General features: G+C 70.4%; 22 protein-coding genes. 13 read left to right on the top strand and 9 right to left on the bottom strand.

Translation table 11 applies throughout. The annotated features are described in order from the left end of the window. Positions 1–41: 41 nt before the first annotated feature. A complete protein-coding gene (locus tag ACVW00_RS03735; protein ID WP_457109561.1) occupies positions 42–380 on the top strand; it encodes a hypothetical protein in 339 nt (112 codons plus the stop codon). Position 381: 1 nt separating this feature from the next. Further along, positions 382–1,131 (top strand): hypothetical protein, encoded by a 750-nt coding sequence (locus tag ACVW00_RS03730; RefSeq protein ID WP_457109560.1) that lies wholly within the window; start codon positions 382–384, stop codon positions 1,129–1,131. On the opposite strand, the gene ACVW00_RS03725 is transcribed toward ACVW00_RS03730, so the two are convergent. The 6 genes from ACVW00_RS03725 to ACVW00_RS03700 form a co-directional block, all read right to left on the bottom strand. Further along, a complete protein-coding gene (locus tag ACVW00_RS03725; RefSeq protein WP_457109559.1) occupies positions 1,096–1,677 on the bottom strand; it encodes an NADPH-dependent FMN reductase in 582 nt (193 codons plus the stop codon). The two genes, ACVW00_RS03730 and ACVW00_RS03725, sit on opposite strands and share 36 nt — an antisense overlap. A gap of 128 nt (positions 1,678–1,805) precedes the next feature. Then, complete coding sequence (locus ACVW00_RS03720; RefSeq protein ID WP_457109558.1) at positions 1,806–5,681, bottom strand: hypothetical protein; 3,876 nt, start codon at positions 5,679–5,681, stop codon at positions 1,806–1,808. Between the two features lie 206 nt (positions 5,682–5,887). After that, positions 5,888–6,079: a hypothetical protein gene (locus ACVW00_RS03715; RefSeq protein WP_457109557.1), complete on the bottom strand. Its 192-nt coding sequence runs from the start codon at positions 6,077–6,079 to the stop codon at positions 5,888–5,890. Positions 6,080–6,111: 32 nt separating this feature from the next. Beyond that, a complete protein-coding gene (locus tag ACVW00_RS03710) occupies positions 6,112–7,533 on the bottom strand; it encodes a glycosyltransferase (RefSeq protein ID WP_457109556.1) in 1,422 nt (473 codons plus the stop codon). A gap of 57 nt (positions 7,534–7,590) precedes the next feature. Next, the gene (locus tag ACVW00_RS03705; protein ID WP_457109555.1) at positions 7,591–8,169 is read right to left on the bottom strand and encodes a GNAT family N-acetyltransferase; all 579 of its coding nucleotides are present in this window, start codon (positions 8,167–8,169) and stop codon (positions 7,591–7,593) included. Positions 8,170–8,190: 21 nt separating this feature from the next. Beyond that, positions 8,191–8,478, bottom strand: coding sequence for a DUF1905 domain-containing protein (locus ACVW00_RS03700; protein ID WP_457109554.1), 288 nt, complete (start codon positions 8,476–8,478; stop codon positions 8,191–8,193). Between the two features lie 86 nt (positions 8,479–8,564). Here ACVW00_RS03700 and ACVW00_RS03695 point away from each other — a divergent pair, with 86 nt between their 5' ends. Then, positions 8,565–8,903 carry a PRC-barrel domain containing protein gene (locus tag ACVW00_RS03695; protein WP_457109553.1) on the top strand — a complete coding sequence of 113 codons (339 nt, stop codon included), beginning with the start codon at positions 8,565–8,567 and terminating at the stop codon, positions 8,901–8,903. A gap of 7 nt (positions 8,904–8,910) precedes the next feature. Here ACVW00_RS03695 and ACVW00_RS03690 read toward each other — a convergent pair whose 3' ends face one another. Continuing rightward, complete coding sequence (locus tag ACVW00_RS03690; protein WP_457109552.1) at positions 8,911–10,305, bottom strand: serine/threonine-protein kinase; 1,395 nt, start codon at positions 10,303–10,305, stop codon at positions 8,911–8,913. Between the two features lie 69 nt (positions 10,306–10,374). Further along, on the bottom strand, positions 10,375–10,956 hold the full coding sequence (locus ACVW00_RS03685; protein WP_457109551.1) for a hypothetical protein: 582 nt from the start codon (positions 10,954–10,956) through the stop codon (positions 10,375–10,377). A 139-nt stretch (positions 10,957–11,095) separates the two neighbouring features. Here ACVW00_RS03685 and ACVW00_RS03680 point away from each other — a divergent pair, with 139 nt between their 5' ends. From ACVW00_RS03680 to ACVW00_RS03645, 8 genes are all read left to right on the top strand, one after another. Further along, the gene (locus tag ACVW00_RS03680; protein ID WP_457109550.1) at positions 11,096–11,770 is read left to right on the top strand and encodes a Pr6Pr family membrane protein; all 675 of its coding nucleotides are present in this window, start codon (positions 11,096–11,098) and stop codon (positions 11,768–11,770) included. Positions 11,771–12,188: 418 nt separating this feature from the next. After that, positions 12,189–14,186 (top strand): methyl-accepting chemotaxis protein, encoded by a 1,998-nt coding sequence (locus tag ACVW00_RS03675; RefSeq protein WP_457109549.1) that lies wholly within the window; start codon positions 12,189–12,191, stop codon positions 14,184–14,186. Between the two features lie 5 nt (positions 14,187–14,191). Continuing rightward, positions 14,192–14,629 (top strand): chemotaxis protein CheW, encoded by a 438-nt coding sequence (locus tag ACVW00_RS03670; protein WP_457109548.1) that lies wholly within the window; start codon positions 14,192–14,194, stop codon positions 14,627–14,629. After that, a complete protein-coding gene (locus tag ACVW00_RS03665; protein WP_457109547.1) occupies positions 14,629–16,584 on the top strand; it encodes a hybrid sensor histidine kinase/response regulator in 1,956 nt (651 codons plus the stop codon). The genes ACVW00_RS03670 and ACVW00_RS03665 overlap by 1 nt, the downstream gene beginning before the upstream one ends. Beyond that, on the top strand, positions 16,581–17,627 hold the full coding sequence (locus ACVW00_RS03660) for a chemotaxis protein CheB (RefSeq protein WP_457109546.1): 1,047 nt from the start codon (positions 16,581–16,583) through the stop codon (positions 17,625–17,627). The genes ACVW00_RS03665 and ACVW00_RS03660 overlap by 4 nt, the downstream gene beginning before the upstream one ends. Next, positions 17,624–18,898 (top strand): CheR family methyltransferase, encoded by a 1,275-nt coding sequence (locus tag ACVW00_RS03655; protein WP_457109545.1) that lies wholly within the window; start codon positions 17,624–17,626, stop codon positions 18,896–18,898. The genes ACVW00_RS03660 and ACVW00_RS03655 overlap by 4 nt, the downstream gene beginning before the upstream one ends. After that, positions 18,895–19,287: a chemotaxis protein CheW gene (locus ACVW00_RS03650; RefSeq protein WP_457109544.1), complete on the top strand. Its 393-nt coding sequence runs from the start codon at positions 18,895–18,897 to the stop codon at positions 19,285–19,287. Before ACVW00_RS03655 ends, ACVW00_RS03650 begins: the two co-directional genes overlap by 4 nt. Next, positions 19,284–20,192, top strand: coding sequence for a diguanylate cyclase (locus tag ACVW00_RS03645; protein ID WP_457109543.1), 909 nt, complete (start codon positions 19,284–19,286; stop codon positions 20,190–20,192). Before ACVW00_RS03650 ends, ACVW00_RS03645 begins: the two co-directional genes overlap by 4 nt. Before the next feature lie 36 nt (positions 20,193–20,228). Here the strand turns inward: ACVW00_RS03645 and ychF are convergent, their stop codons facing one another. Next, positions 20,229–21,305 carry a redox-regulated ATPase YchF gene (ychF, locus tag ACVW00_RS03640; RefSeq protein ID WP_457109542.1) on the bottom strand — a complete coding sequence of 359 codons (1,077 nt, stop codon included), beginning with the start codon at positions 21,303–21,305 and terminating at the stop codon, positions 20,229–20,231. Between the two features lie 209 nt (positions 21,306–21,514). Here ychF and ACVW00_RS03635 point away from each other — a divergent pair, with 209 nt between their 5' ends. Together ACVW00_RS03635 and ACVW00_RS03630 are read left to right on the top strand one after the other, a co-directional pair. After that, positions 21,515–22,828 carry a vWA domain-containing protein gene (locus ACVW00_RS03635; protein ID WP_457109541.1) on the top strand — a complete coding sequence of 438 codons (1,314 nt, stop codon included), beginning with the start codon at positions 21,515–21,517 and terminating at the stop codon, positions 22,826–22,828. A gap of 127 nt (positions 22,829–22,955) precedes the next feature. Continuing rightward, positions 22,956–23,588, top strand: coding sequence for a hemerythrin domain-containing protein (locus ACVW00_RS03630; RefSeq protein WP_457109540.1), 633 nt, complete (start codon positions 22,956–22,958; stop codon positions 23,586–23,588). The last annotated feature ends 1 nt before the right edge of the window (position 23,589 follow it).

The raw sequence follows: 23,589 nt of genomic DNA, 5'->3' as shown, positions 1-23,589 counted from the left end.
GGTCGGACCTCGCCGGCCACCGAACACCTCAGGAGAACACCATGAAGACCGTCCGCTTCCTCGCCATCGTCCCGCTCGGCCTCATCTCGCTGATGAACGTCGGCTACATCCTGCCGACCGACCCGAAGCACAACCTCGCCGTCGCGATCGCCGTCCTCGCCCTGGGCCTGGCGGGGCTCGGGGCCGTGTACGGCCTCGCCCGCAACACCACGTGGGGAGTCCCGGCCGCCCTGGCCGTCGCCGGCATCAACGTCGCCGGCGCGATCGTGGCGCTGGTCGACGACGCCGACGGTGCCGTCATCGGCCTCGTGGTCAGCGCGCTGGCGCTCGTGCTGGCCTTCGCGGCGAGCTCCGGCGCGCGTCGTACGTCGGTGGCCTGAGATGACGTCGACCACTGCCCCGGCGGCCACGGCTGCAGCGGCCCAGGCCACCCCCGACGGACGACGGTTCTGGCGAGTGCTGCTCGCCGTCGTGGCACCGTTGCCGTTCCTGGCCAAGGGCGTGTTCTACGTGATCAGCCCGGCGGCGGGGGATGACTCCTTCCACGACACCGTCGCTGCGTTCGAGGCCCATCGCGGCCTGCTCGACACGATGAAGTGGCTGGACGCCGTCTTCGTCGTCACCCTCATCCCCGCGACCATCGCAGGGGCCTGGGTCGCCCGCCGGGGAGCACCGCGCCTGACCACGGCCGCCGCCTTCATCGCGCTGACGGGCTTCTTCGCCGGCATCGCCCTGCTCGGAGGAGTCGAGACGCCCCCGCTCGTGACCGTGCAGCACAACCTCGACCCCTCGACGATGTCGGCCCTGCAGGACGTCATGGAGAAGGAGCCGCTCCTCGGGGTCACCTCGCTGCTGTTCATCGTCGGCGTCGTCTTCGGCCTCGGCCTGCTCGGCGGCGCGCTGCGGCGCAGTCGATCGGTGCCCGCGTGGGCGGCGTTCGCAGTGATGGTCGGAGGAGCGACACACCCGTTCATCCCCACGTCGGTCGGTCAGGGCACCGGTCTGCTCGTGGCTGCGGCCGGGTTCTCCGGCGTCAGCATCGCCCTGTGGCGGATGAGCGACGACGACTTCGACCTGCCGCCCGTCGCGGCCCGGTCAGGCCTCGGAGCCGACGCGCAGGGCGCGCACTGACTCGGTCATCTCGACGAGCTGCCCGAGCATCGTGTCGAGCTCCTGCTCACGGCGGTCGAGGGGACGGAACTCGCCGTCCTTCCAGTCCTCGAAGACCAGCAGCGAGACCTGGGCGCGGACGTCGCTCATCAGCAGGTTGGCCGCGACGTTGCGCCAGTGCTCGACGGCTCGTACGCCGCCGTCGGCGCCGTACGAGACGAACCCGACCGCCTTGTCGGCCCACTCGGGTCCGAGCACGTCGACCGCGTTCTTCATCGCCGCCGGGACACCGTGGTTGTACTCGGGCGTGACGAAGACGAAGCCGTCGTACTGGACGATCCGCTCGCTCCAGGCGCGCGTCTGCGGGACCTCGTACTCGCCGCCCGCCGCGGCAGGGATGGTCGGCTCGTCGAGGAGCGGCAGGTCGAAGTCCTCGAGCTCGAGCAGGTCGAAGTCCACCTTGCCCGGCACGTCGTCACGCTGGAGCGCATGGTCGTGGACCCACCGCCCCACGGTGGAGCCCTTGCGCCCGGGGCGGGTGCTGCCGACGATGATCGCGATCCTCATCCGGACCCAGTAACCCAGATCGGCGGAATGATTCGGCCCGCGACCGCCGACGACCGGGAGGAGCTCCAGGGCTCACAGGGGCCTCGGTGGGCTCGGCCGGCTGGTCCAGAGCCGGCCGAGCCCACCGGCTAACCCCCGAACCAGGTGAGTGCGCGGTTCATCAGGTCGGCCTTGTTCGCTGCGTTCCCGTACGCCTCGAACGGGAAGGCCAGGAAGACGACCTTGTAGCCGCCGTCGGCCACCGTCAGTGCATCGGTCTGGGAGCCGTCGTCGGTGAAGGCCGCGGTCGCCGGCCCGATCGGCGTGATCTGGTCCTCGAACGCGGCGCTCAGCACGCTGTGGTCGAGCGTCACGTCGCCGATGCCGTCGGTCACCGGATTGCCGCTCACGGAGTGCACGGCGGCGGTGGCCTTGTCGTTCTGGACCTCGGTGCCGTCCCAGTCGATGTGCAGGTAGTTCTGCACGAACGACGTCGACCCGGCCGCCTGGTCCAGGATGTCCTGGCCCGACATCAGCAGCCGACCGCCACCGTCGAGCAGTGCCTTCAGCTCCGACTCGTAGGGGCCGATGGGCGCGGGATAGCTGTTGCCGGTGAACCACACGACGTTCTGGTGCGCCGTCAGGTACGACTGCGGCAGGACCGGATCGACAGCCAGGTCCCAGTAGCCGTGGTCCGCGCCGTTGGCGGCCAGGGCGTCCTCGTAGTACGGCGTCGAGTCCACCGGGGCGTTGTTGTCGTTGTCGACCAGGAGCGTGGCGAACTTCGCCGCGATGCTGGTCAGCGTCGCCGAGCCGGAGACCGACGGGTCAGCGCTCGAAGTTGCCGTGAACGTGGTCGTGTCGGTGTCACGCTCGCCGGCTGTCGCGGGGACGCTCACCTTCACGCACACGTCGACGGAGTCACCCGCGGCAACGGTCGGGGTGGTCGTGAACGGAGTGGTGCACGACGCGTCGTACGCCGTCGCCGTCCACGCGCCACCCGAGGCGCTCACCGAGTACGTGTCGGTCTGGTAGCCCTCGTTGGTCAGGTGCTCGACGAACGTCGCGTCCTGGCCGACCTTGCCACCCTCGACCCCGGAGACCGGCGACACGCTGAGCCCGTGTGCGGGCGCGATCCGCGTCGTGTGCGGGCTGCCCGTCGCGGCCGGTCCCGCACTGGTCTTGACGATGATCCCGTCATTGGTGATCGCGGTGACCGACGACGAAAGGTTCGCGTCGATGCGGGCGCTGTAGGTCAGCGTGATGCTGCCGCCTGCCGGGACCGTCTTGTTGTCCCAGTGCACGGTGCCGCCGCCCAGATAGCCCCCGGAGCCCGCCGACACGAACTTCGTGTGGCTCGGCACCGGGTCGGTGACCGAGACTCCGGTCGCCGGAGCGTTGCCGATGTTGCGGACGGTGATCGTGTAGTCGATGGTGCTGCCCGGGCCGACCGGCTTGCCCGCGTCGGCCTTCGAGACGACCAGCGCCGGACGCGCGTTGGAGTTGGTCAGCGTGTAGGCGCCGCGACCGTGCGTGCCCGCGACGAGCACGCCGTTGGTCGCGTCGTAGTCGAGCTGCCACACCGCGACCTTCGGCAGCGCGCTGCCGAGCACGTTCCACGTGTTGCCGCCGTTGGTCGTCAGGAACGCCCCGACGTCGGTGCCGACGTACAGCGTCTTCGCGTCGGTCGGGTCGGCCACCACGCTGTTCACCGGCACGTCGGGCAGGCCGGCACCGATGTTCGACCAGTGCTGGCCGCCGTCCTTGGTGGCGAAGAGGTGACCGCTGTTGCCCGGCGTCGCGGCACCGAAGCCGCCGTACGCCGCGTAGGCGATCCGCCAGTTGGAGCGGTCGACGGCGATCTGGTTCACCGGCCGGTTGGGCAGGGTGCCCTCGCCGACGCGCTGCCAGCTCGGCGAGTCCGAGGTCGCCGCGTCAGGGCTCACCTGGATCCAGCCCTCGTCGGTGCCGACGTACACGCCGTCGCCGCCGTCGGCCACGCCGATCGTGCTGATGAAGCAGCCGCGGGCGCCGTTGGGCGCTGCCCCGGTGCAGCCGCTGGACAGGTCCGGGCTGATCGGGTCCCAGTGAACGTCGGCCGCGCTCGCGGTCTCGGCGTTGTCCGTGCGGTAGAGCCGGTAGGTGCCGAGGAACATCTGGTTGACGTTGCCGCGGTTCTGCACCCACGGCACGTAGAACTCGGCGCGGTCGGTCATGGTGATGCCGCCGTCGATCGCCTCGTTGCCGAAGAAGGTGTTGGCCTCCGACGGGTCGTAGCGGTAGGGCGAGATGTTGAAGTAGGTGCCGAAGACGTACGCCGGAACGCCGGGGTTCAGCGTGTTGGGCGTCGTCTGGTCGACGATCACCTGGCCGCCGTCACCGCTCGCCTGGTCGAACCAGCGGTTGTTCGCCAGCGACTTGCGCAGGGTGCCGTTGTCCTGGGTGCCGCCCCAGTACTGGCCGGGGACCTTCGGCACCGACGCGATCGAGGAGAACTGCGTGATCGCCAGCCCTGTCGAGTGGATGAGCCCGGCAGTGGACGGGTTCACCTGAGCGTTGAGGTTCTCCCAGGCCGCAGCCGAGAGCGGGTCGCCGACATTGTTGCGGCCGCCGCCCGTGTGCGACTGCCAGACACCACCGTCGTTGCCGACGGCGACGTGCGAGCTGTCGCTCGGGTCGAACGCGAACGCGTGGAAGTCGGGGTGCAGGTCGTAGCCGAGGTTCTTCCAGGTCGCGCCGCCGTCGGTCGAGCGGTAGACGCCGCCGGACTGCGGGCTGAGGTTGTAGCCGTAGGAGCCGAGGACGTAGACCACGTTCGGGTTCGTCGGGTCGGGCTTCACCACGTTGTCGTAGAAGCACTGCGTGGTGCAGTAGTCCAGGATCGTGTTGGTCCCGGTGCCGGTGGCCGTGGCAGCCCAGGTCGTGCCGCCGTCGGTCGACTTGTAGACCCGCCCCTTGTGGTAGGCGTTGGTGCTGTTGTTCTCGAAGTAGTCGAAGCCGGTGTAGAGCGTGGCCGCCGCAGTGGCACTCGGGTGCGAGATGCCGAGCGAGAACCGGGTGCCGCCCTCGAGGAAGTTGCCGGCCGGGAGGCCACCCATCGACTGGTTCCAGGTCACGCCGCCGTCGGTCGACTTGTAGATCGCGTCGCCCCAGAACGAGGCGAAGAGGACGTGCGGGTCCTGGGGGTCCATCACGAGGTCGGTGGCACCGTGCAGCTGGTCGGTCGTGCCCTTCCGGAGCGTCCACGTGGAGCCGCCGTCGGTCGACTCGTAGACGCCGTACGGGTTGGCCGTCGGGCTGCTCGTCCGGTGGTTGCCGCCCCGGCCACGGAGGGTGGCGGCGTAGACGTGCTGCGGGTTGGTCGGGTCGACGGCGATCGCCGACACGGCCTGGCCGGTGAACAGGGTCGAGACGTGCTGCCAGCTCACGCCACCGTTGGTCGACCGGTAGAAGCCGTCGCCGTAGTAGCTGTCGCCGGAGAGGGCGCCCTCACCGGAGCCCATGTAGACGATGTCGTCGTTGCTCGGCGCGATCGCCAGCGCTCCTACCGACTGCGTGTCGGAGTCGTTGGTCCGCGGCGTCCAGGTGCCCGTGCCCGCGTCGTACGTCCAGACGCCGCCCTGCGCGGCACCGAGGATGATCGTCCCGTCGTGGCGGATCGCCAGCGCCCCGATGCGCCCGGCAACGGCCTGGAAGGTGTTGCTGGTGCGGCCCACCTGCACGATCGGCGCGGGCCCCTGACCGGTCCACGCGCCGCCACGAGCAGCGCCCGCGGGCGCGGCGTGCGGGATCGCGCTCGCCTTCTTGGCCGCCTTGGTGCGCAGTGAAGCCGCCTGGTCCAGGGTGATCGGCTCGTCACCGGACAGCAGCCGGCTCCAGTAGTACGCATCGCGGAGCTTGTCGAACCCCTGCTCCTCCGACTCGTCCTCGTGCTCGCCCTTGGGCGTGAGGAGGGTCGGTGTGTCGTCGGCCCCGGGCGCACTGTGCGCCGGCGACGTGAAGGCTGCGAAGAAGGCTGCTGACATCGCGAGGACGGTCGCGGTCACGAGCAGGCGCAGACGGGACGAGGTGACGTGCATTGGTGCCCCCGGGAAGGAATGCCGGTCCCAAGTGACCGGCAAGCGCACTCTCCGCGCATTCTGCGGAAATGACAAGTGTTCGGAGGAGAATTTCCTCACCACCCGGTCCTCACGGACCGTTTTCCGCCCGGCGGCTCAGTGGTTTCGGCAGCTCAGTTGTCGGAGGCTTCGACCTTTGCCGGGCAGTCGGGGTTGGGGCAGAAGGCGACCTGCGCCATCTCGCCCGGGTTGAGCTCTGCACGCGGTTCGTTGCTCGAGTCGAAGTCGAGGGTGGCGGTCTGCATCGGGGTGCCGCAGTAGGGGCAGGCCTCGGGGATGTCGGCTTCGATGTCCGCGTCGGTCATGGCTTCGACGCTACCCCGTTTGTCGGAGCCGCTCACTGGTAGAGCTGCTCGAACAGGTCGACGTACTGCATCAGGTGCCGGTCTCCGAGGTAGCGGTCGCGGACCCGCTCGCGCGCCGCGTCGCCGAGCCGTGCCGCGAGGTCGGTGTCGCCGAGCAGGTTGCTGAGCGCTCCGGCGTACGCGTCGAGGTCAGCAGGGTCGTCGAGGAGGACACCGCTCTCGCCGTCGACGATCTGGTCCTGGATGCCGCCGACGCGGGAGGCGATCACCGGCCGGCCCTTCCACATCGGCTCGGTGACGGTCAGGCCGAATCCCTCGATCAGGCTCTTCTGGACGACGACTGCGGCATGCCTCTGGAGGGCATTGACCAGGAAGGCGTTCTCGTCGATGTCGTCCATCGGGATGCTGCACAGGTGGATCCGCTTCTGTACGTCGGGCGGCCGCTCGAGCCGCAGGGCACGGCACTCCTCGAGCACCTCGGCGCCCTCCGGGTCGTCGGTGACGCCTGCGGTCTCGGGACCGGCCAGCATGAGGTGCACGTCGTCGGGCAGGTCGGACAGGTGGTCGGCGAAGCCGGTGAGGACGCCGGCCATGTCCTTGAGGTGGTCCCAACGGCTCACCTGGAGCACCAGCCGGGCGTGCCCGGGCACCACCTGGTTGCCGTCGATCAGGCCGGCGTGCGGGCGGACCACACCGGTCGACCCGTCCCGTCGGTGGAAGAGGAAACGCCCGTGCCGCTCGGTGGTCAGCGCCAGGCCCGCGTGGTGGAGGACGGCCTCGACGTCGCCGGGCGGGATGTCGGCGTTCTTGGCCGTGAACGGATCCAGCGACGGCGGGATGATCCACACCCGGTTGTCATCGACCCAGCTCGGCACGAACGCCGACCGCGAGAAGATGACGGCCTCGGCATCGTCTAGGTAGGGCCGCAGGAACGCCCAGGCGACCTCCGTCTGCTCGTTCGTCGTGTCCTTGCCGACGTGGCAGCGCCAGACGACGTGCGCACCGAGCTTCCGTAGCCCCGAGATCATCCCGGCGGTCTGCGGGTCGTGGGCGAGCACCACGTCACCGGCCCGGATCTGGCTCCCGAGATTGTCGAGGTTGTCGGCGAGCACCTTGTCGTACGACGCCCGCTCGGCCTCGCCCAGCGGCCCGCCGTCGCCGGACGAGCCGTGCAGCAGGTTGTGGATCCGCTTGGTCATCCGGAAGAAGTCGGGGGTGCCCTCGAGCGTGAGCCAGCGTGTGTCCACGCCCGCGCCGCGGCCGTAGGCAAGGAGGGCCTGCAGCATCTCGGCGACGCCGCCGCCGGTCGCGGTGGCGTTGATGTTCCACACGATGCGTCCGTCGAGCAGCTGCCTGGCGCGGGCGGCGTACGCGGCGAGGCGCTCGGCGCGCTCCGCCTCGAGCAGCGGCATTAGCCGATCGAGAGGGATGGCTCCGACCTGGACCTCCTGCATGGCCCGAGCCTGCCAGCCCGTCCGGATGGCCGGAAGGGACCTACGACTCCGCTTGGCTCACGCGAGGCCGAGCCGCATCAGGACCCGCGGCATCCCTGCGGCGACCGAGTCGGTGTCGGCTGCCTTCGTGAAGCCGGCCTTCTCGAAGAGGCCGCGCGTGCCGACGTAGGCCATCGTGGCGTCGACCTTCCGGCCCTGGTTGTCGACGGGGTAGCCCTCCACAGCCGGCGCGCCGCACGCGCGTGCGTAGTCGACGGCGCCGGCGAGAAGCGCGTGCGAGATGCCCCTGCCGCGATGGCCGGAGCGCACACGGATGCACCAGATCGACCACACCGGGAGGTCGTCGACGGGCGGGATCTTGCGAGACCGGGCGAACGGCAGCTCCGACCGCGGTGCGACGGCGGCCCACCCGGCGACCTCGCCGTCGTCGTAGGCGAGCACCCCTGGCGCGACGTCACGACTGCACAGCTCGCGGACGCGCTCGCCGCGCGCGGGTCCCCTCAGGTTGCGGTTGGTCCTGGCGTCCAGCCGGTGACTGAGGCACCAGCACACGGTGGCCTGCCGGTTCTTCGGCCCGAGCATGGTCGTCAGGTCACCGAAGAGCCCGGCGCCCGCCGCCCTGATCTCGACGCTCACGCGGTCACCGTAGGCCCGCCCTCAGACATCCACGGTCAGCCGGACGCCGACGACGTCGCCGATCTCGAGCCCCTCGGCGCGGCGGACCCGGTCCTTGAGCGGTACGACGTACGCACCGTCCTTCGGCCACAGCGCCGTCGTCCAGCGCGTCTCACCCACCTGCACCGCTGCGGGGATCATGCCCCACCCGTAGCTCACCATCGGCGCAACCGCCTCGAGCGCGCCGCAGTCGTCGTCGGGGACGGTGACGAAGTGGTACGGCGCCGGTCCGCGCCAGTGCCAGATCTCGCCGGTGAACTCGAGGTCCATGGCGACCAGCCTAGGAGCGTCCGCACCTCGCATGCGCCGCAGCGGCGGCGGGTACGCCACTGGTCAGGCACGGAGGGAGTGGGCAGATGAGCAACACGTGGGCATTTCGAGACCCGATCTGGTCGGAGAGCGGCGCCATCGTCGGCTACCAGGTCGAGGGAACCGACGGGCCGATCGGCAAGATCGACGAGGCGACCACGGAGGCCGGTGTCGCCCACATCGTGGTCGACACCGGCCCGTGGATCTTCGGGAAGAAGCGGCTGATTCCGGCCGGGGCGGTCACCGTCGTGGACCACGACTCCGGGATCGTGACCGTCAGCCTGTCGAAGGACCAGGTCAAGGCGGGACCCGACTACGACGAGGCAGGACTGGACGACGACACCAGGAACGAGCACTCGGACTACTACGGTCCGTTCGCCTGGTGACAGGTGCTCAGTCCTCCGGCACGAACCCCTTCGAGTGCTCGCCGTCGATCAGGTACCTGCCGTCGGCGAAGGCCAGGTCGAGCACCGTCGGGCCGGGTCCGTTGTGGAAGTCGTCGAACCGCACCTGGTAGCTGACCGTGAGCGTCGCGGGATCCGCGGAGATGCTCAGCACCCGGCCGTTGGTCGCGCTGTCCCAGAAGCTGCGATACCGCTCGATGCCGCCGCTCTCGCGCTGGAACTTCGGCGTCAGCATCGCCCAGGCCTTGTCCGGATCGTCGGACACGGTGGCGACGTAGTCGCGGATGAAGGTCTCCATGCCCTTCGCCGTCGGCTTCGCGGTGGCGGCGTGGCTCGACGGCTTGCCGCCGTTCGTCGTACCGGTGCCGCCCGACCCGTCGTGCAGGACTGCGAAGAGGACCACGGCCACCACGACCAGGAGCGCGGCGGCGCCTCCCGCCAGCACCCTCGTCGGCGGCATCCGTGACCCGACCGCGTCGCGTTGCTGCGATTCCGGCACGACCGGTGCCGGCGCGACCGTCGCGAGCACGCGGGTGTGCGAGGCGTCGGCGAGCGGGCCGCCCGCGTCGGCGACCGGTGCGACCGGCACGGTGCGGCCGCGACCCGCCAGGAAGTCGCGCACCTGCTCCATCGACCAGCGCGACGTCGGGTCCTTGACCATGGTGCCGGCGAGGAGCGGCGCCATCCACCCCGCCTCGGGCAGCTGCGGCGGATCGTCGTGCACGATCCGGTACAGCGCGCCCAGCACGTTGTCGCCGATCTCGTACGGCGGTCGCCCGGCCAGCGCGTGGAACGCCGTTGCGCCGAGTGACCAGACGTCGGCGGCGACGTCGCCCCGATCGCCGGTGGCGACCTCGGGTGCCAGATAGGCCGGCGACCCGGTCACCAGGCCGGTCCGCGTGAGGGCGGGGTCGGTGGCGACCCGAGCGATGCCGAAGTCGGTCAGCTTCACGTGGCCGTGGGCGTCGACCAGGATGTTCGACGGCTTCACGTCACGGTGCGCGATGCCAGCGGCGTGGGCGGCGACGAGCGCATCGGCCGCCTGCCACAGCAGCGGTGCAGCCTCGTCCGGGCTGAGTGCGCCCCGGTCGCGCACGAGCTCGGCGAGCGTCATCCCGTCGACGTGCTCCATGACCAGCCAGCGCGCCTCGGTGTCCGGATCGGTCACCACGTCGAAGATCGCGACCACGTGCGCGTGGTTGAGCCGGGCGCCGAGCCGGGCCTCCCGCTCCGCGCGGGCGAGGTCGGTGCTGTCGGTGCCCGGCATCCGGCCGATCTGCTTGAGCGCGACCTGCCGGCCGAGGAGCTCGTCACGCCCGAGCCACACCGCACCGGTGCCCCCGCGTCCGATCTCGCGGTCGAGCGAGTACCTGCCTGCGATCACGCGCGCCCTTCGGTCCCGTCGGTCGTTCCGGCCAACCGCCATCGTAGGCAGGTCGGCGTCGGCTCTCGCTCACCCTTCCTGGCGTCGGCCGACGAGGCCTGCCCAGTCGACCCGGGCGAGGATCACCAGCGCGACGAGCATCGCCGCCTCGAGTCCGAGGCCCCAGGGCGAGGTCAGGGAGGACAGCAGCACCTTGCCCGTGTCGGTCTGGCTGACCTTGTGGGCGCCGCCGACGTAGAGGCCGTAGCTCACCGTGCGGCCGACGAAGAACGCCGCGGTCAGCGGGAGCAGCCGAACGGTCATCAGGCCGGCCGCTTCGAACAGCTGGGCCGAGGGCACCGGCGAGACGGCGAAGACCGCAAGCCCGGCGACTGCCCGCCCACGACGCTTCGTCAGGAGGTCGCCGGCCGCCTCCAGGTTCGTGCGCTGCCTCTCCGGGACGAACCGGCGGAGCCGTCGGGTCGCGTATGCCAGCAGCAGGCGGCCGCTCGCCGCGGCGACGGCGCCGACGAGGACGAGCAACGGCTCGTGGAAGTCGCCGTGCACCGTGAAGAGGACCAGCACCGCCCAGGTCGGTGGCCCGAATGCCGGGAGCAGGTTGATCCCGAGGACCGCGGCGGCCACCACGGCGTACGACCACGCCTCGCCCACACCCGTCCCCTCCTTCCGACTCCTGCAGTATGTCGGTGCGCCGCTGCGCGCCATCGCACCCGCGCGACCCCCATACTCGGCACATGGTGTTCGCGAATCAGAGCGGGTCGAGTGCTGCAGTGGTCGCCGGAGCGACCGCTTGAGCACTCGACCCGGCTGGATGGTCATCGCCTTCCGGATCGTGATCGCGCTCCTCGGCTTCGGCGCGGTGGTCACGGAGATCGCCACCCTTGTCGAGCGCGGGCGGTTCAACGGAGGCAACTTCTTCAGCTTCTTCACGATCGAGTCCAACTCGCTGTCGGTCCTGATCCTCCTGGTGAGCGCGCTCGCACTTGCAGCGGGCCGGGACGACCGGCCCATCGCGATGCTCAGGGGCGCCAACACGGTGAACATGGTCGTCGTCGGGGTGGCGTTCTCGCTGCTCCTGGCGGGCCTGGAGAACACCGAGTTCACGGCGGTCCCGTGGGACAACACCGTCCTGCACTACATCGCGCCGATCGCCGTCGCACTGGACTGGCTGGTCGACGTCCCTCGCGTCGCGATCGGCTTCAGGCAGGCGATGGTCTGGCTCCTGTTCCCGACGGCGTACGTCGGCTACAGCCTGGTGCGCGGACCGATCGTCGACTGGTACCCCTACCCGTTCCTCGACCCCGACCACCACGGCTATGCCGGCGTCGCGGTGACGAGCCTCCTGCTCCTCGTGATGGGAGCCGCGCTCGCCAGCGGTCTCGCCTGGACGACGCGGCGAGCCGCTGCGAAGCACCCGACGCCGGCAGGGTCTTCCGCACGGCGCTCGCCGGCCAGCTCGCGATGAAGTCGACTGCTGCAACAGGGGTCACCGGTTCGCGGGTCAGCAGCGCTCCTGGTCCGGAGTGCCCTGGGCCCAGGACTTCGTCTGCCGGGCGCAGCAGCTGATCTGGTCGCGCTCCTCGATCGCGGCGAGCCCTGCGGCGGCGCCGACCCGGGCCTGCGCGGACGACCGCCTCGACGTCCGTGAGCTCGACGCCGAGGTTGATCGACCCGCCCCCGTCCGGGGTTCTCGATCAGGCGAGCTTGCGTGGGAGTTCGGTGACGGCGAAGTTGGCGTACCACTCGGGCCCGAAATTTGCGTTTTCTGTCCCCAATTGTACGAATTGTGACACGCTCGTGGCAGCACTGCTGGAGCCGGGACGTGGGATCCGGGACCGGCAGGCATCGGGGGTCGCGGCCCCCGCGGGATGGAGGACCCGATCATGACCACGAGCACGCACGCACCCGAGCACACCACGACCGACCTGAACGGCACCCGGATCCGGCCGAGGGCCGTCGAACTGTCGCTCGCCGAGCAGCCGGCCCGGGCGCCAGCCCGCGCACTGACGCCGGCACGACCGGGCGCCTGGCGGTCGCTGCACCATGGCTTCGCCTTCCGCCTGGTCGCGGCGATGCTCGCCGTCTCGCTTCCTCTCATGACAGTGCTGGCCGTGCTGCTCACCCAGACGTCGTCGTCGAGCCTGACCAGGTCGGCGCAGCAGTCCGGTCAGACCCTCGCCAGTGCGGTTGCCCTGCGCCTGGATGACTGGTTGTCGGAGCGGCAACATGAGCTGACCGTCGTCGCGGCCGCAGTCCCCGGCCGCCCGGACGCGCAGAACCAGAGCCTCCTCGCCGACATCGAAAAGGCAGGTGGCGACTACACGTCACTGGAGATCACCGACTCGACCGGCAAGGTCGTCGTCTCCAGCCGATCTGGGGAGACCCTCCAGGCAGCGGGCGAGGACTGGTTCCAGCAGGCAGTGGCCTCCGAGGCGCCCGTGCTGTCCTCGGTGGTCCGCAAGGGCGACCACATCGCCTGGGTCGTCGCCGCACGCATCGTCGATGCGCGCGGTCGCGTGCTCGGCACGGTGGCGGGAGACCTCCGGGTCGCGTCGCTCGGCGCGTTGCTCGACACCCACCTGGGCGACGGTGAGGACGCGGTCGTGGTCGACGCCCAGAACCGTCTCGTCTACAACACCGAGGAGATGGACAAGACCGACGACGACACCGCCCTGCTCACGGCCGGCGCTCTCAGCACCGTCGTGGACAACGCGGCCACGCGGAAGGCGACCAGCACAGGGAAGCCCGGCAGCGCCCGGTTCGTCGACCCGGACGGCCACGACGTCATTGGTGGCTTCGCCAAGCTCCAGGGCCTGGGGTGGACGGTCGTCACCCAGGAGCACGCCAAGGCCCTGCTCGCGCCGGTCGCAGAGCAGCGCCATCGCGCCATTCTCGTCGGCGTCCTCGGCGGCCTTCTCGCTGCCGCCGTGTCGATCGCGCTGGCGTGGCGAACGACCCGACCGATCCGCGAGCTGACCGGCGTGGCGCGCAGGGTCGCCGACGGCGATCTGGACGCCCGCGTGCAGGCCGCCGGCTCGGCGGAGCTCGTGGAGCTGGGCTCCGCGTTCAACCGCATGCTCGACACCTGCCGCCAGCTCGTCGCCGAGGTGACCACGGCTGCGGTCGACGTCAACTCCGCTGCCGCCGAGCTCTCCGCGTCCTCCGACGAGCTCGCTGCCACCACGACGCAGCAGAGTGCGGCGGTCACCCAGGCGACGGCGACGACCGAGGAGCTCGCGCGGTCCTCGTCAGCGATCGCCGACACCGTCGACGAGGTCGCTCGGCAGACCGCCGAGACGAAGGAGAACCTCGAACAGGCCGAGGCGGACATCGCGGCGTCCAGCGAACGCACGCTGGCCCTCGCCGGCCACGTCAGCGAGATCGACGGGCTGCTCATCCTCATCAACGACATCGCCGACCAGACGAATCTGCTCGCGCTCAACGCCGCAATCGAGGCGGCACGCGCAGGCGAGCACGGGCTCGGCTTCGCCGTGGTGGCGGACGAGGTACGCCGCCTCGCCGAGCGATCGAAGGCGTCGGCGGGTGACATCGCGTCCATCGTCGCCGCGGTCCAGAGCGAGACGAACGCGACCGTCATGGCCATGGAGAAGGGCGCGAAGCAGATGCAGCAGGGGCTGACGCTCCTCGACGCGGTCACGGACGCCAACGGACAGGTGCGGATGACCACCCAGCAGCAGCGCAGCGCCACCGCGCAGGTCGTCGAGACCATGGAGCAGCTCGCCGACGCCAGCCGTCAGGTCTCGGCCACCGCGCAACAGATCGCTGCCGCGGCCGGCAACCTCGCCGATCTTGCGGGCAACCTCGAGACGGCCGGAAGCAGTGCAACCGACATGAGTGTGGCGCGCGACGGACACCGGTGATCGGGGTGCACGCACTTCTCCTCCCCGTCGGGACCGATCTCTACGCGCTGCCCGTGGCATGGGCGCGTGAGGTCGTCGCCACTCCGTCCGTGACGCCGCTCGCCACGGCACCTGAGTCGGTGCTCGGACTGTTCAACCTGCGCGGACAGATCGTTCCGCTGCTGGACACGGCCCGGCTCCTCGGCACCGGAACGGTCGACACCGTGGCGTTCGCGGTCGTCATCACTTCCCAGCACGGCCTTGCCGGCCTTGCGACCACAGCAATGCCTCGGCGGGAAGTGCTCGAGACGAGCGCGGGCTCGTCGGAGCTTCCCGGCACAGCTGGGCGCTATCGCCTGGGCCACCAGGTGGCCACGCTGCTCGATGTCGGCCACCTGCTGAATGCGGGACGATCTCGTGGCCTCGACGAGCGCGCCGAGGTCGCCGGTCTGGGAGCGCCCTGATGTCCGGGATGAGTACCGGCCAGGTACGCCGGCTGTTCGCGCAGGAGGCCGAGGTGCGCCTCGCCGAGCTCGGCCGGCTGCTCCTCCAGCTCGAGCAGAATGTCCAGGACGAGTCCCTGGTGCGCTCGATCTTCCGGGAGCTGCACACCCTGAAGGGTTCGGCAGCGGTCGCAGGCCTCGACGAGGTGAGCCACCTGGCGCACGGCTTCGAGCAGCTCGTCGAGGACGTGCAGAACGGCCGGAAACCGGTGACGGCGGCGGTGATCGACACCCTCCTGCGGGGGGCCGACGAGCTCAGCACGGCGGTCTTCGCGACGGAGCCGGACGAGCAGGCCCACGAACTTGGTGTCCAGACAGACTCCCCGAGCAGCGGCGTGCCCGTGGGTGGCTCGGCCGTGATCATGGTCCCGGTGGAACGGCTCGACGAGCTCACCCGGCTCGTCGGCGAGACCACGTCCGCCCACCTGCGGGTCGGCCGCCTGCTCAAGGACAGGTTCGACGTCGATCCCGCCACCTGCCCGGAGTTCAACGAGCTGTCCCGGTCGCTCAACGACCTCCACGACCGGACCATGCGCACCCAGATGGTGCCCGTCTCCACGATCACCGACCAGCTGGCGCGCGCCGTCCGGGACCTCGCCCGGTCGCAGGGCAAGGAGGTGCGCTGGGAGATCCAGGGCGCGGACACGGAGCTCGATCGCAGCGTGCTGCACCAGCTCTCGGACTCGCTCACGCACCTGGTCCGCAACGCGGTCGACCACGGCATCGAGACTCCTGCCGAACGCGAGCATGCGGGCAAGAGCCGCCAGGCGGTCCTGCGCCTCCACGCCATGCAGCTCGGCTCGGAGGTGATCATCGCGGTCACCGACGACGGTCGCGGGATCGACGTGGACCGCGTCGAACGCGAGGCGAGTCTCCGCGGCGTACAGACCGAGGGGCTGAGCAGGGACGACCTGATCGCCCTGAGCTTCCAGCCGGGGCTGTCCACGGCGGACTTCGTCACGGACGTGTCCGGCCGAGGCGTCGGGCTCGACGTGGTGCGCGCCAACGTCGCGGCCGCTCACGGACGGGTGGAGGTCCACTCCGAGCCCGGCTCGGGCACGGAGTTCCGGATCATCGTGCCGATCACGATGGCAGTGCTCCGCTGCCTGTTGGTCGAGGCCGGCGGTCAGCGGTTTGCCCTGCCCTTCCACCGGGTGCTGCTCACCCGCGACCACGAGTCCTCCGACGTCGCCCATGCGGAGGGACGCGAGATGGTGTGGTTCGACGGGCAGCCGCTGCCGGTGGGCACGCTGGCCGAGGCGATCGGGCTCCCCCAGGACCGCGGCCCCTCCGGGCCGGTCGTCGTGCTCTCCGACACCTCGCGAAGGCACGCGTTCACGGTCGATCGGCTGATCGGACAGCGGGACGTGGTCGTGAAGGCGCTCGGCTCGATGCTGCCCCACCTGCCCGAGATCGCAGGCGCCAGCGTGGAGGCGGACGGGTCCATCCTGGTCGTCCTGGACCCGCCGGGTCTCATCGAGCGCGCACGCCAGTCCTCTCATTCGCCCGTGTCGAGCGCCGTGGAGGACTCAGGAGTCGCCCGGCCGCGCGTCCTCGTCGTCGACGACGCGCTCGTGGTCCGGGAGCTGCAACGTGCCATTTTGCAGCGAGCGGGCTTCGACGTTCGGGTCGCAGCCGACGGCCAGCAGGCGCTCGCCGAGCTCGCAGAGCAACCCAGCGACCTGGTCGTGACCGACATCGAGATGCCGAGGATGGACGGCTTCGCGCTGACCGAGGCGATCAGGGCGCATCCGACCCTGGCGAACATCCCCGTGCTGATCGTCAGCTCGCGGGACAGCGACGCAGACCGACGGCGCGGGCTCGACGCGGGGGCCGACGGCTACATCACGAAGAGTTCCTTCGACGAGTCCGGTCTGCTGACTGCGGTGAACCGGCTCCTGGGGACGCACGCATGACCGCGCACGTCGAGAGCCGGACGGTCCGCGCGCTCGTCGTCGAGGACGCCTCGGCCCAGCGCGGCAGGCTGGTGTCGGCACTCGAGGAGCAGGGCGACATCACCGTCTCCGAGTGCTGCTCGAGCTCGGCCGACGCGGTCGAGCTCGTGGCCCGGGCGCGCCCGGACGTCGTCGTCCTCGACCTCCACCTCCACGACGGCCGCAGCCAGCAGGTCGTCGAGCTGGTCATGGCACACACCCCCACCCCGATCCTGGTCCTCTCGGCCCGCATCGCCGACCGGCAGGCACCCTCGGCGGTCCACGCGCTGGTCGCCGGTGCCCTCGAGGCCCTCCCCCGCCCCGCGCGTTGGACTCCGGAGCAGGGCGCGGAGCTCCGCCGCACAGTGCGTCAGATCAGCAAGGCCTTCGTGATCCGGCATCCGCGTGGCGGCCGGTCCAGCGTCGAGCGGAACCGGAGCGACACGCACGGCGCGCACGAACCGGTGGTCGCCGTCGCTGCTTCCACCGGGGGCCCGAGCGCCCTGGCAACCGTCCTCGGCGGCCTCGCCGGGCTGCAGGCGCCGGTCCTGGTCGTCCAGCACCTGCACGCCGACTTCACCGCCGGTCTGGTCGAGTGGATGTCGAGGGTCTCTGCGCTTCCGGTCGAGATCGCCCGGCACGGTCAGCGCACTTCGCCCGGGCATGTCTACTTCGCACCGGGCGAACGCCACCTCCGGTTGCGTCCTGGCGGCGTGCTGGAGCTCGTCGCCACACCCATCACCGCGCACCGGCCGTCGGCGGACGAGCTCTTCCACTCGGTCGCCGATGTTGCCGGTCCGTCCGGCATCGGCGTCCTGCTCACCGGCATGGGCGACGACGGCGCCAAGGGGCTCTTGGCAATCCGCCAGAGCGGCGGACACACGCTCGCACAGGACGAGGCGACCTCGACGGTCTTCGGCATGCCCAAGGCGGCACTCCGAGCGGGCGCCGTCACCGAGCTGTTGCCGCTGGACCGTGTCGCCGACGCCGTCCAGCGGGCCATGCGAGAGCAGGTGCGTGCATGACGGGCACCAGCACCCTCGAGGCCGCCGTCGACCAGATCGCCGAGCTCCTCCACGTGCACATCGGCCTGCGACCCGACCCGACCCTGCGCGGTCGTCTCGTGCGCGCCGTCCGCGACGAGGCCGCATCCGAAGGACGGGACCCCGCGGCGTATGCAGATCGGCTGCGCACCGACGAAGGCGCCCTGCAACGCCTGCTGAACCGTGTGACCGTGCAGGAGACGGGCTTCTTCCGACATCCCGAGCAGTTCGAAGTGCTGCTCGCCGAGGTCCTGCCCGGCGTGACGGCGCCGGTGCGCATCTGGAGCGCGGGGTGCGCCAACGGCCAGGAGGCGTACAGCCTGGCCATGGTCCTCGAGGAGCTCGAGATCGAGGGGACCGTGATCGCCACCGACATCTCGACCGCGGCACTCGACCGGACCAGGGGGGCTCGCTACTCCGGGCGGGAGCTCGCCGGCGTGTCAGCCGAGCGGTTGGCGCGCCACTTCACCCGGAGCGGCGACCACTGGGAGGTCAACGCATCGGTCCGCGACCGGGTCACGACGCTCCACCACAACCTGGTCGACCCGGTCCCGCCCGAGGTGCGGTCGTGCGAGGTCGTGCTGTGTCGCAACGTCCTCATCTACCTGACTCCGGAGCAGATCCGCACGTTCCTCGACCGGGTGGCGGACGGCCTGCCGCCGACGGCCACCTTCCTCGTCGGCGCGGCGGAGACGATCTGGCAGGTCTCGGACCGGTTTCGGGCCACGCACGTCGGGGAGACCTTCGTCTACCGGCGGCGAGAGAGCGCCGCGGCCTCGCCGCCGCCGGTGAAGCGACCGGACCAGCAGGTGCGACCGGTCGACGCGGCCAGGTCAGATGCGGTGACCGCCCGGAGGAACCGTGCCCCCGGCTCGTCCCGGCTCTCCCTGCCTGCTGGCGCTCGACGCGCGGCAATCGGCTCGGGGGGTCCCGGCAACCGGCCGGCGATCGAGCCCGAGGCGGCTCCGACGACAGAAGCACTCGAAAGGGCAGCCCAGGAAGCGATCGCCGTGTGCGACTACGAGGCAGCCGTGGTGGCGTTCCGCAAGTGCGCCTACCTGCGCCCCGATGACCCGATGGCCCAGCTGCACCTCGGACTGGCGCTGGAGGCGTCCGGGGATCGCGGATCGGCGCAGCGCGCCTTCGCCGTCGCTCGCCGCGCACTGGTCGAAGCAGGATCCGATGTCAGCCCGGCCGGCCTGGAGGGCTACGCGCCCTCCGAGCTCCTCAGCTTGCTGGAGTCCAAACGATGAAGGTGATGTCCATGACCATGGTCTGCTTCCGCACGCCGGGCGCCACGTACTGCCTGCCGCTCGACGTCGCGGTCTCCGTCCGCACCTCCGAGGACCTCGTGCCGCTCCCCGATCCGGCCCCCGAGGTGGCCGGGATCATCCCCGGGAGCCCACCGCTGACGGTGATGTCACCGTTCCGGTCGACCGGCGCACACGTCATCGTCGTCGAAGCGGACGGGAAGAGGTTCGGGCTGCTCGTCGACGAGGTCACGGGCCTGCGACACGTCGAGGCGGGCGACATCCGGCCCGCGCCTGCCGGCCAGGTGCGCGCGCTCGTCTCGGGCACCGTCGACACCGACGGCCAGCTGATCTTCGTGGCCGACCCGATCGCACTGGCGGGACGGCTGTGACGACCGCGAGGGTGCTGATCGCCGACGACTCGCTCGTGATCCGGGCGGTCGTCCGCAGCGGGCTCGAGGACGAGGGGTACGACGTTTTCGAGGCCGTCGACGGGCTCACCGCACTCGAGCACTGCCGGCAGGATCCGCCCGACGTCGTCCTCCTGGACGTCGAAATGCCCGGCCTCGACGGCTACGAGGTGCTGCGCGACCTCAAGGACAACGTCGCGCTGCGCGACATCCCGGTCGTGTTCCTGACGAGCCGGGCCACGACCACGGACATCGTCACCGGACTGCGAGGTGGCGCCCACGACTACCTGAAGAAGCCCTTCGAGCCGGCCGAGCTGCTGGCTCGCGTCGGCTCGGCCGTGCACGTCAAGAAGCTGCAGGACCAGCTTCAGCAACGCAACGCCGAGCTAGATCGTCTGACCCGCACCGACGGGCTCACGGGCCTCTACAATCGCTGGCACCTGGAGCGCGAGCTGACCCGGCTGCACCGCGACGCCGTACGCCACGAGGACCCGCTCAGCGTGCTCATCCTCGACCTCGACCACTTCAAGCAGGTCAACGACACCCATGGCCACGGCGCCGGCGACCAGGTGCTGCGCGCCTTCGCCCAGCGGATGCTCCGTGAGCTGCGCGCCGGTGACATCGGCGGGCGGTGGGGCGGCGAGGAGTTCCTCGTGGTCCTCCCCCGTACCGACCTCGAAGGCGCCATGGAGATCGCGGACCGGATCCGCGAGGCGACCGCCGCGGAGCCGGTGGGCGTCTCCGGCGAGGAGATCCGCGTGACGGCCAGCGGTGGGTGCGCCGTCGGTCCTGGGGAGTCGTCGGACGGGCTCGTCCAGCTCGCCGACACGGCGCTCTACGAGGCCAAGCTGGGAGGCCGCAACCGCATCGCCAGCGCAGCGTTGTGAGCAGACACCCTTCCGACCGGCGCAGAAGGCGCTCACTCACACGTTGAAGCGGAACTCCACCACGTCGCCGTCCTGCATGACGTAGTCCTTGCCCTCCATGCGCACCTTGCCGGCCGCCTTCGCCGAGGCCATCGAGCCGGACGCGACCAGGTCGTCGAAGGAGACGATCTCGGCCTTGATGAAGCCCTTCTGGAAGTCCGTGTGGATCACCCCGGCGGCCTCGGGGGCCGTGGCGCCCTTGCGGATCGTCCACGCCCGGGCCTCCTTGGGGCCCGCCGTCAGGTAGGTCTGCAGGCCGAGGGTGTCGAAGCCGACCCGCGCCAGCACGTCGAGCCCGGGCTCCTCGACGCCCATCTCGTGGAGCATCGCGCGGGCCTCCTCGTCGTCATCGAGCTCGACCAGCTCTGCCTCGAACTTGGCGTCGAGGAAGATCGCCTCGTGCGGCGCGACCAGCTCGCCCATCCGCTTCTTGAGGTCGTCGTCGGCGAGCTCGTCGGCGTCGCAGTTGAAGACGTAGATGTAGGGCTTGGACGTGAGCAGCATCAGCTCGCGGATGAGGTCGCGGTCGATGTCGGTGGCGATGATCGGCGTACCGGCCTCGAGGGCGGCGAGCGCCTGCCGCGCCGCCTCGACGTTCGGCTGCAGCTCCTTGCGCCCCTTCGCCTCCTTCTCCAGCCGCGGGACCGCCTTCTCCACGGTCTGGAGGTCGGCCAGGATCAGCTCGGTCTGGATCACCGAGATGTCCGAGGCCGGGTCGACCTTGCCGTCGACGTGGGTCACGTCCTCGTCGCGGAAGACCCGGGTGACCTGACAGATCGCCGACGACTCACGGATGTGGCTGAGGAACTTGTTGCCCAGGCCCTCGCCCTTGGACGCTCCGGCGACGATGCCGGCGATGTCGACGAACTCGACGGTGGCCGGCAGCTCGCGGGCGGATCCGAAGACTCCGGCGAGCGTGTGCAGCCGCGGGTCCGGTACGCCGACCACGCCGACGTTCGGCTCGATGGTGGCGAACGGGTAGTTCGCCGCGAGGACGTCGTTCTTGGTCAAGGCGTTGAAGAGCGTCGACTTGCCTGCGTTCGGGAGTCCGACGATGCCGATCGTGAGTGCCACCCGCGGAGCCTAGCGAGCGCCCGAAGCCCTTGCTCGTCGAGCCCCGTCGGCGACGCCGAGTTGACGAGCAAGCCGGGAGCAGGGGCGGTCATCCGACGGCCCGAGGTATTCGCGACCGTCGCCGCTCCTCCTTGGGGATGGCTGCCGTTCGGTGGCCGACCGCACGCCTGGTGCCCCGACTCGCCTGGCCTTCTCGAGGGACAGTGCTCATGACCAGAATCAGACACGGAGTGGGTGCCGCGATCGCGGTCGCCACGATCGTTGCCACCAGCGGCTCGGCGTACGCCACCGGCGTCAGCCCCAACGTGAACCAGGCCGCCAACCCGGGCGCCGTGATCCACGTGACCAAGACCGTCTCCACACCGCCGATCCCGCCGAAGCCCGACATCGTGCTGGTCGTCGACAAGACCGGCAGCATGGGCGGAGAGCTGGCCAACGTGAAGGCCAACTTCGCGGCGATCATCAGCGAGGTCAAGAGCGTGCAGGCCGATGCGCAGTTCGCGGTGGCGGCCTACTGCGACTTCGGCGAATCGGACCCGGCGTACCAGCTCTTCTCGAACCTGACCGCGGACGAGACCGCCCTCGACACGGCGATCAACAACGTGAACCTGTGTGACGGCGGAGACACCGACGAGGCTCAGCTCAACGCCCTCTGGGAGATCGGCGACGGCGGCGACGACGTGTCGTTCCGGTCCGGCTCGAGCCGGATCGTGGTCTGGTACGGCGACAACCCGGGCCACGACCCGAGCGGGGGACACTCCGAGGCTGACGCAACCGCGTCGCTGACGGGTGTGGACGCCAAGGTGATCGCGATCAGCACCGGTGCCGCCAACAACCTGGACGGAACCGGCCAGGCGACCCGGATCACGAACGCGACCGGGGGCGAGCTGCTGACCGGCGTCGCCGCGACCGACGTCTCTGCGGCGATCCTGGAGGGGCTGCACAACCTCGACGTCGTCGTCGCGGGCAGCCCGACCTGCGACACCGGTCTCGGCGCGTCGCTCAGCCCGGCCAGCCTCACCGTCCAGAGTGGCAACGACGCGGTGTTCGACGAGACCATCACGGTTGCCGCCAGCGCCTCGCAGGGAGCCACGCTGCACTGCAGCGTGCCGTTCACTCTCGACGGCGTCGCCCAGGGTCCGGAGTTCACCCAATCGGTGACGATCAAGGTCAACGACGTCACTGCTCCGACCGTGTCGTGCCCGCCGGGCCCGAACCCGGCCGGCACCGTGCCCACCGCTGACAACGAAGACGGGTTCTTCGTGATGCGGGCGACCGACAACGTCGACCCGAGCGTGCCGATCTACATCAAGGACCTCGGTTCCGGCACCGTCTACGGCCCGTTCGCATCAGGCACCACCTTCAAGCTGACCCAGGCACCCGGCGCCCCGGTCAAGGCGAAGGACATGACCGGTGACGTCAAGTGGAAGTTCACCTTCAACGGTGACGCCCAGCTGATCGCCACCGACCTCGCGGGCAACACCGCGAGGGCCACCTGCCTGGTCCCGCCCAAGGGGTTCTGACCGGCAACGCACGGCGGCGGCTCCTCCATCGGAGGGGCCGCCGTCCCGGTCTGCCTCCGGTGGTGTCCACGGGGCGCTGTCCTGGACAGGTCTTCACCCGCTCGGTCGTCCGGCGTACGGTCCGGTCATGGCAACGATGAGCATGAACAAGGTGATCCACGGTGCGATCCGGCGAGACCTGCGGCGGTTCCTCGACGCACTCTCCGCCTTCCGCGACGGCGACACGACGCGCGCCGCGCAACTGGGCACCGCGTGGGACAACTTCGATGCCCAGCTCACCACGCACCACGAGGGCGAGCACGAGATCGCCTGGCCGTCGCTGCAGAAGATCGGCGTGACTCCGGAGACCATCGCCCAGATGGACGCCGAGCACGAGCGGATGGCCGATGCCCTGACCCAGGCGCGGGGGGCGATGAACACGTTCCGCACCACCGCGACGACTGCCGACGCGAGCACTGCCCGATCGGCCGTCGAGCACCTCCAGACGGTCACCGTCGAGCACCTCGACCACGAGGACGCCGAGCTCGAGGACGTCTACCTCGAGAACATCGACCATCCGGAGATGAAGGCGATGGGACGCCAGTTCGGCAAGGTCTCTCCCCCGGTCGGTGGACGCTTCTTCGCCTGGGTGGCCGACGGCGCGACCCCTGACGAACTGGCGGCGATCCGCAGCCAGGTGCCGCGCCCGGTGCTGGCCATCATCGGCGGCATCTTCGGCCGCAGCTACCGGCGCGACGTCGCGTCGGTGTGGAGGTCCTGAG

Source organism: Marmoricola sp. URHA0025 HA25, assembly GCF_054059435.1.
This window is presented reverse-complemented; position numbering and strand designations above follow the sequence as displayed.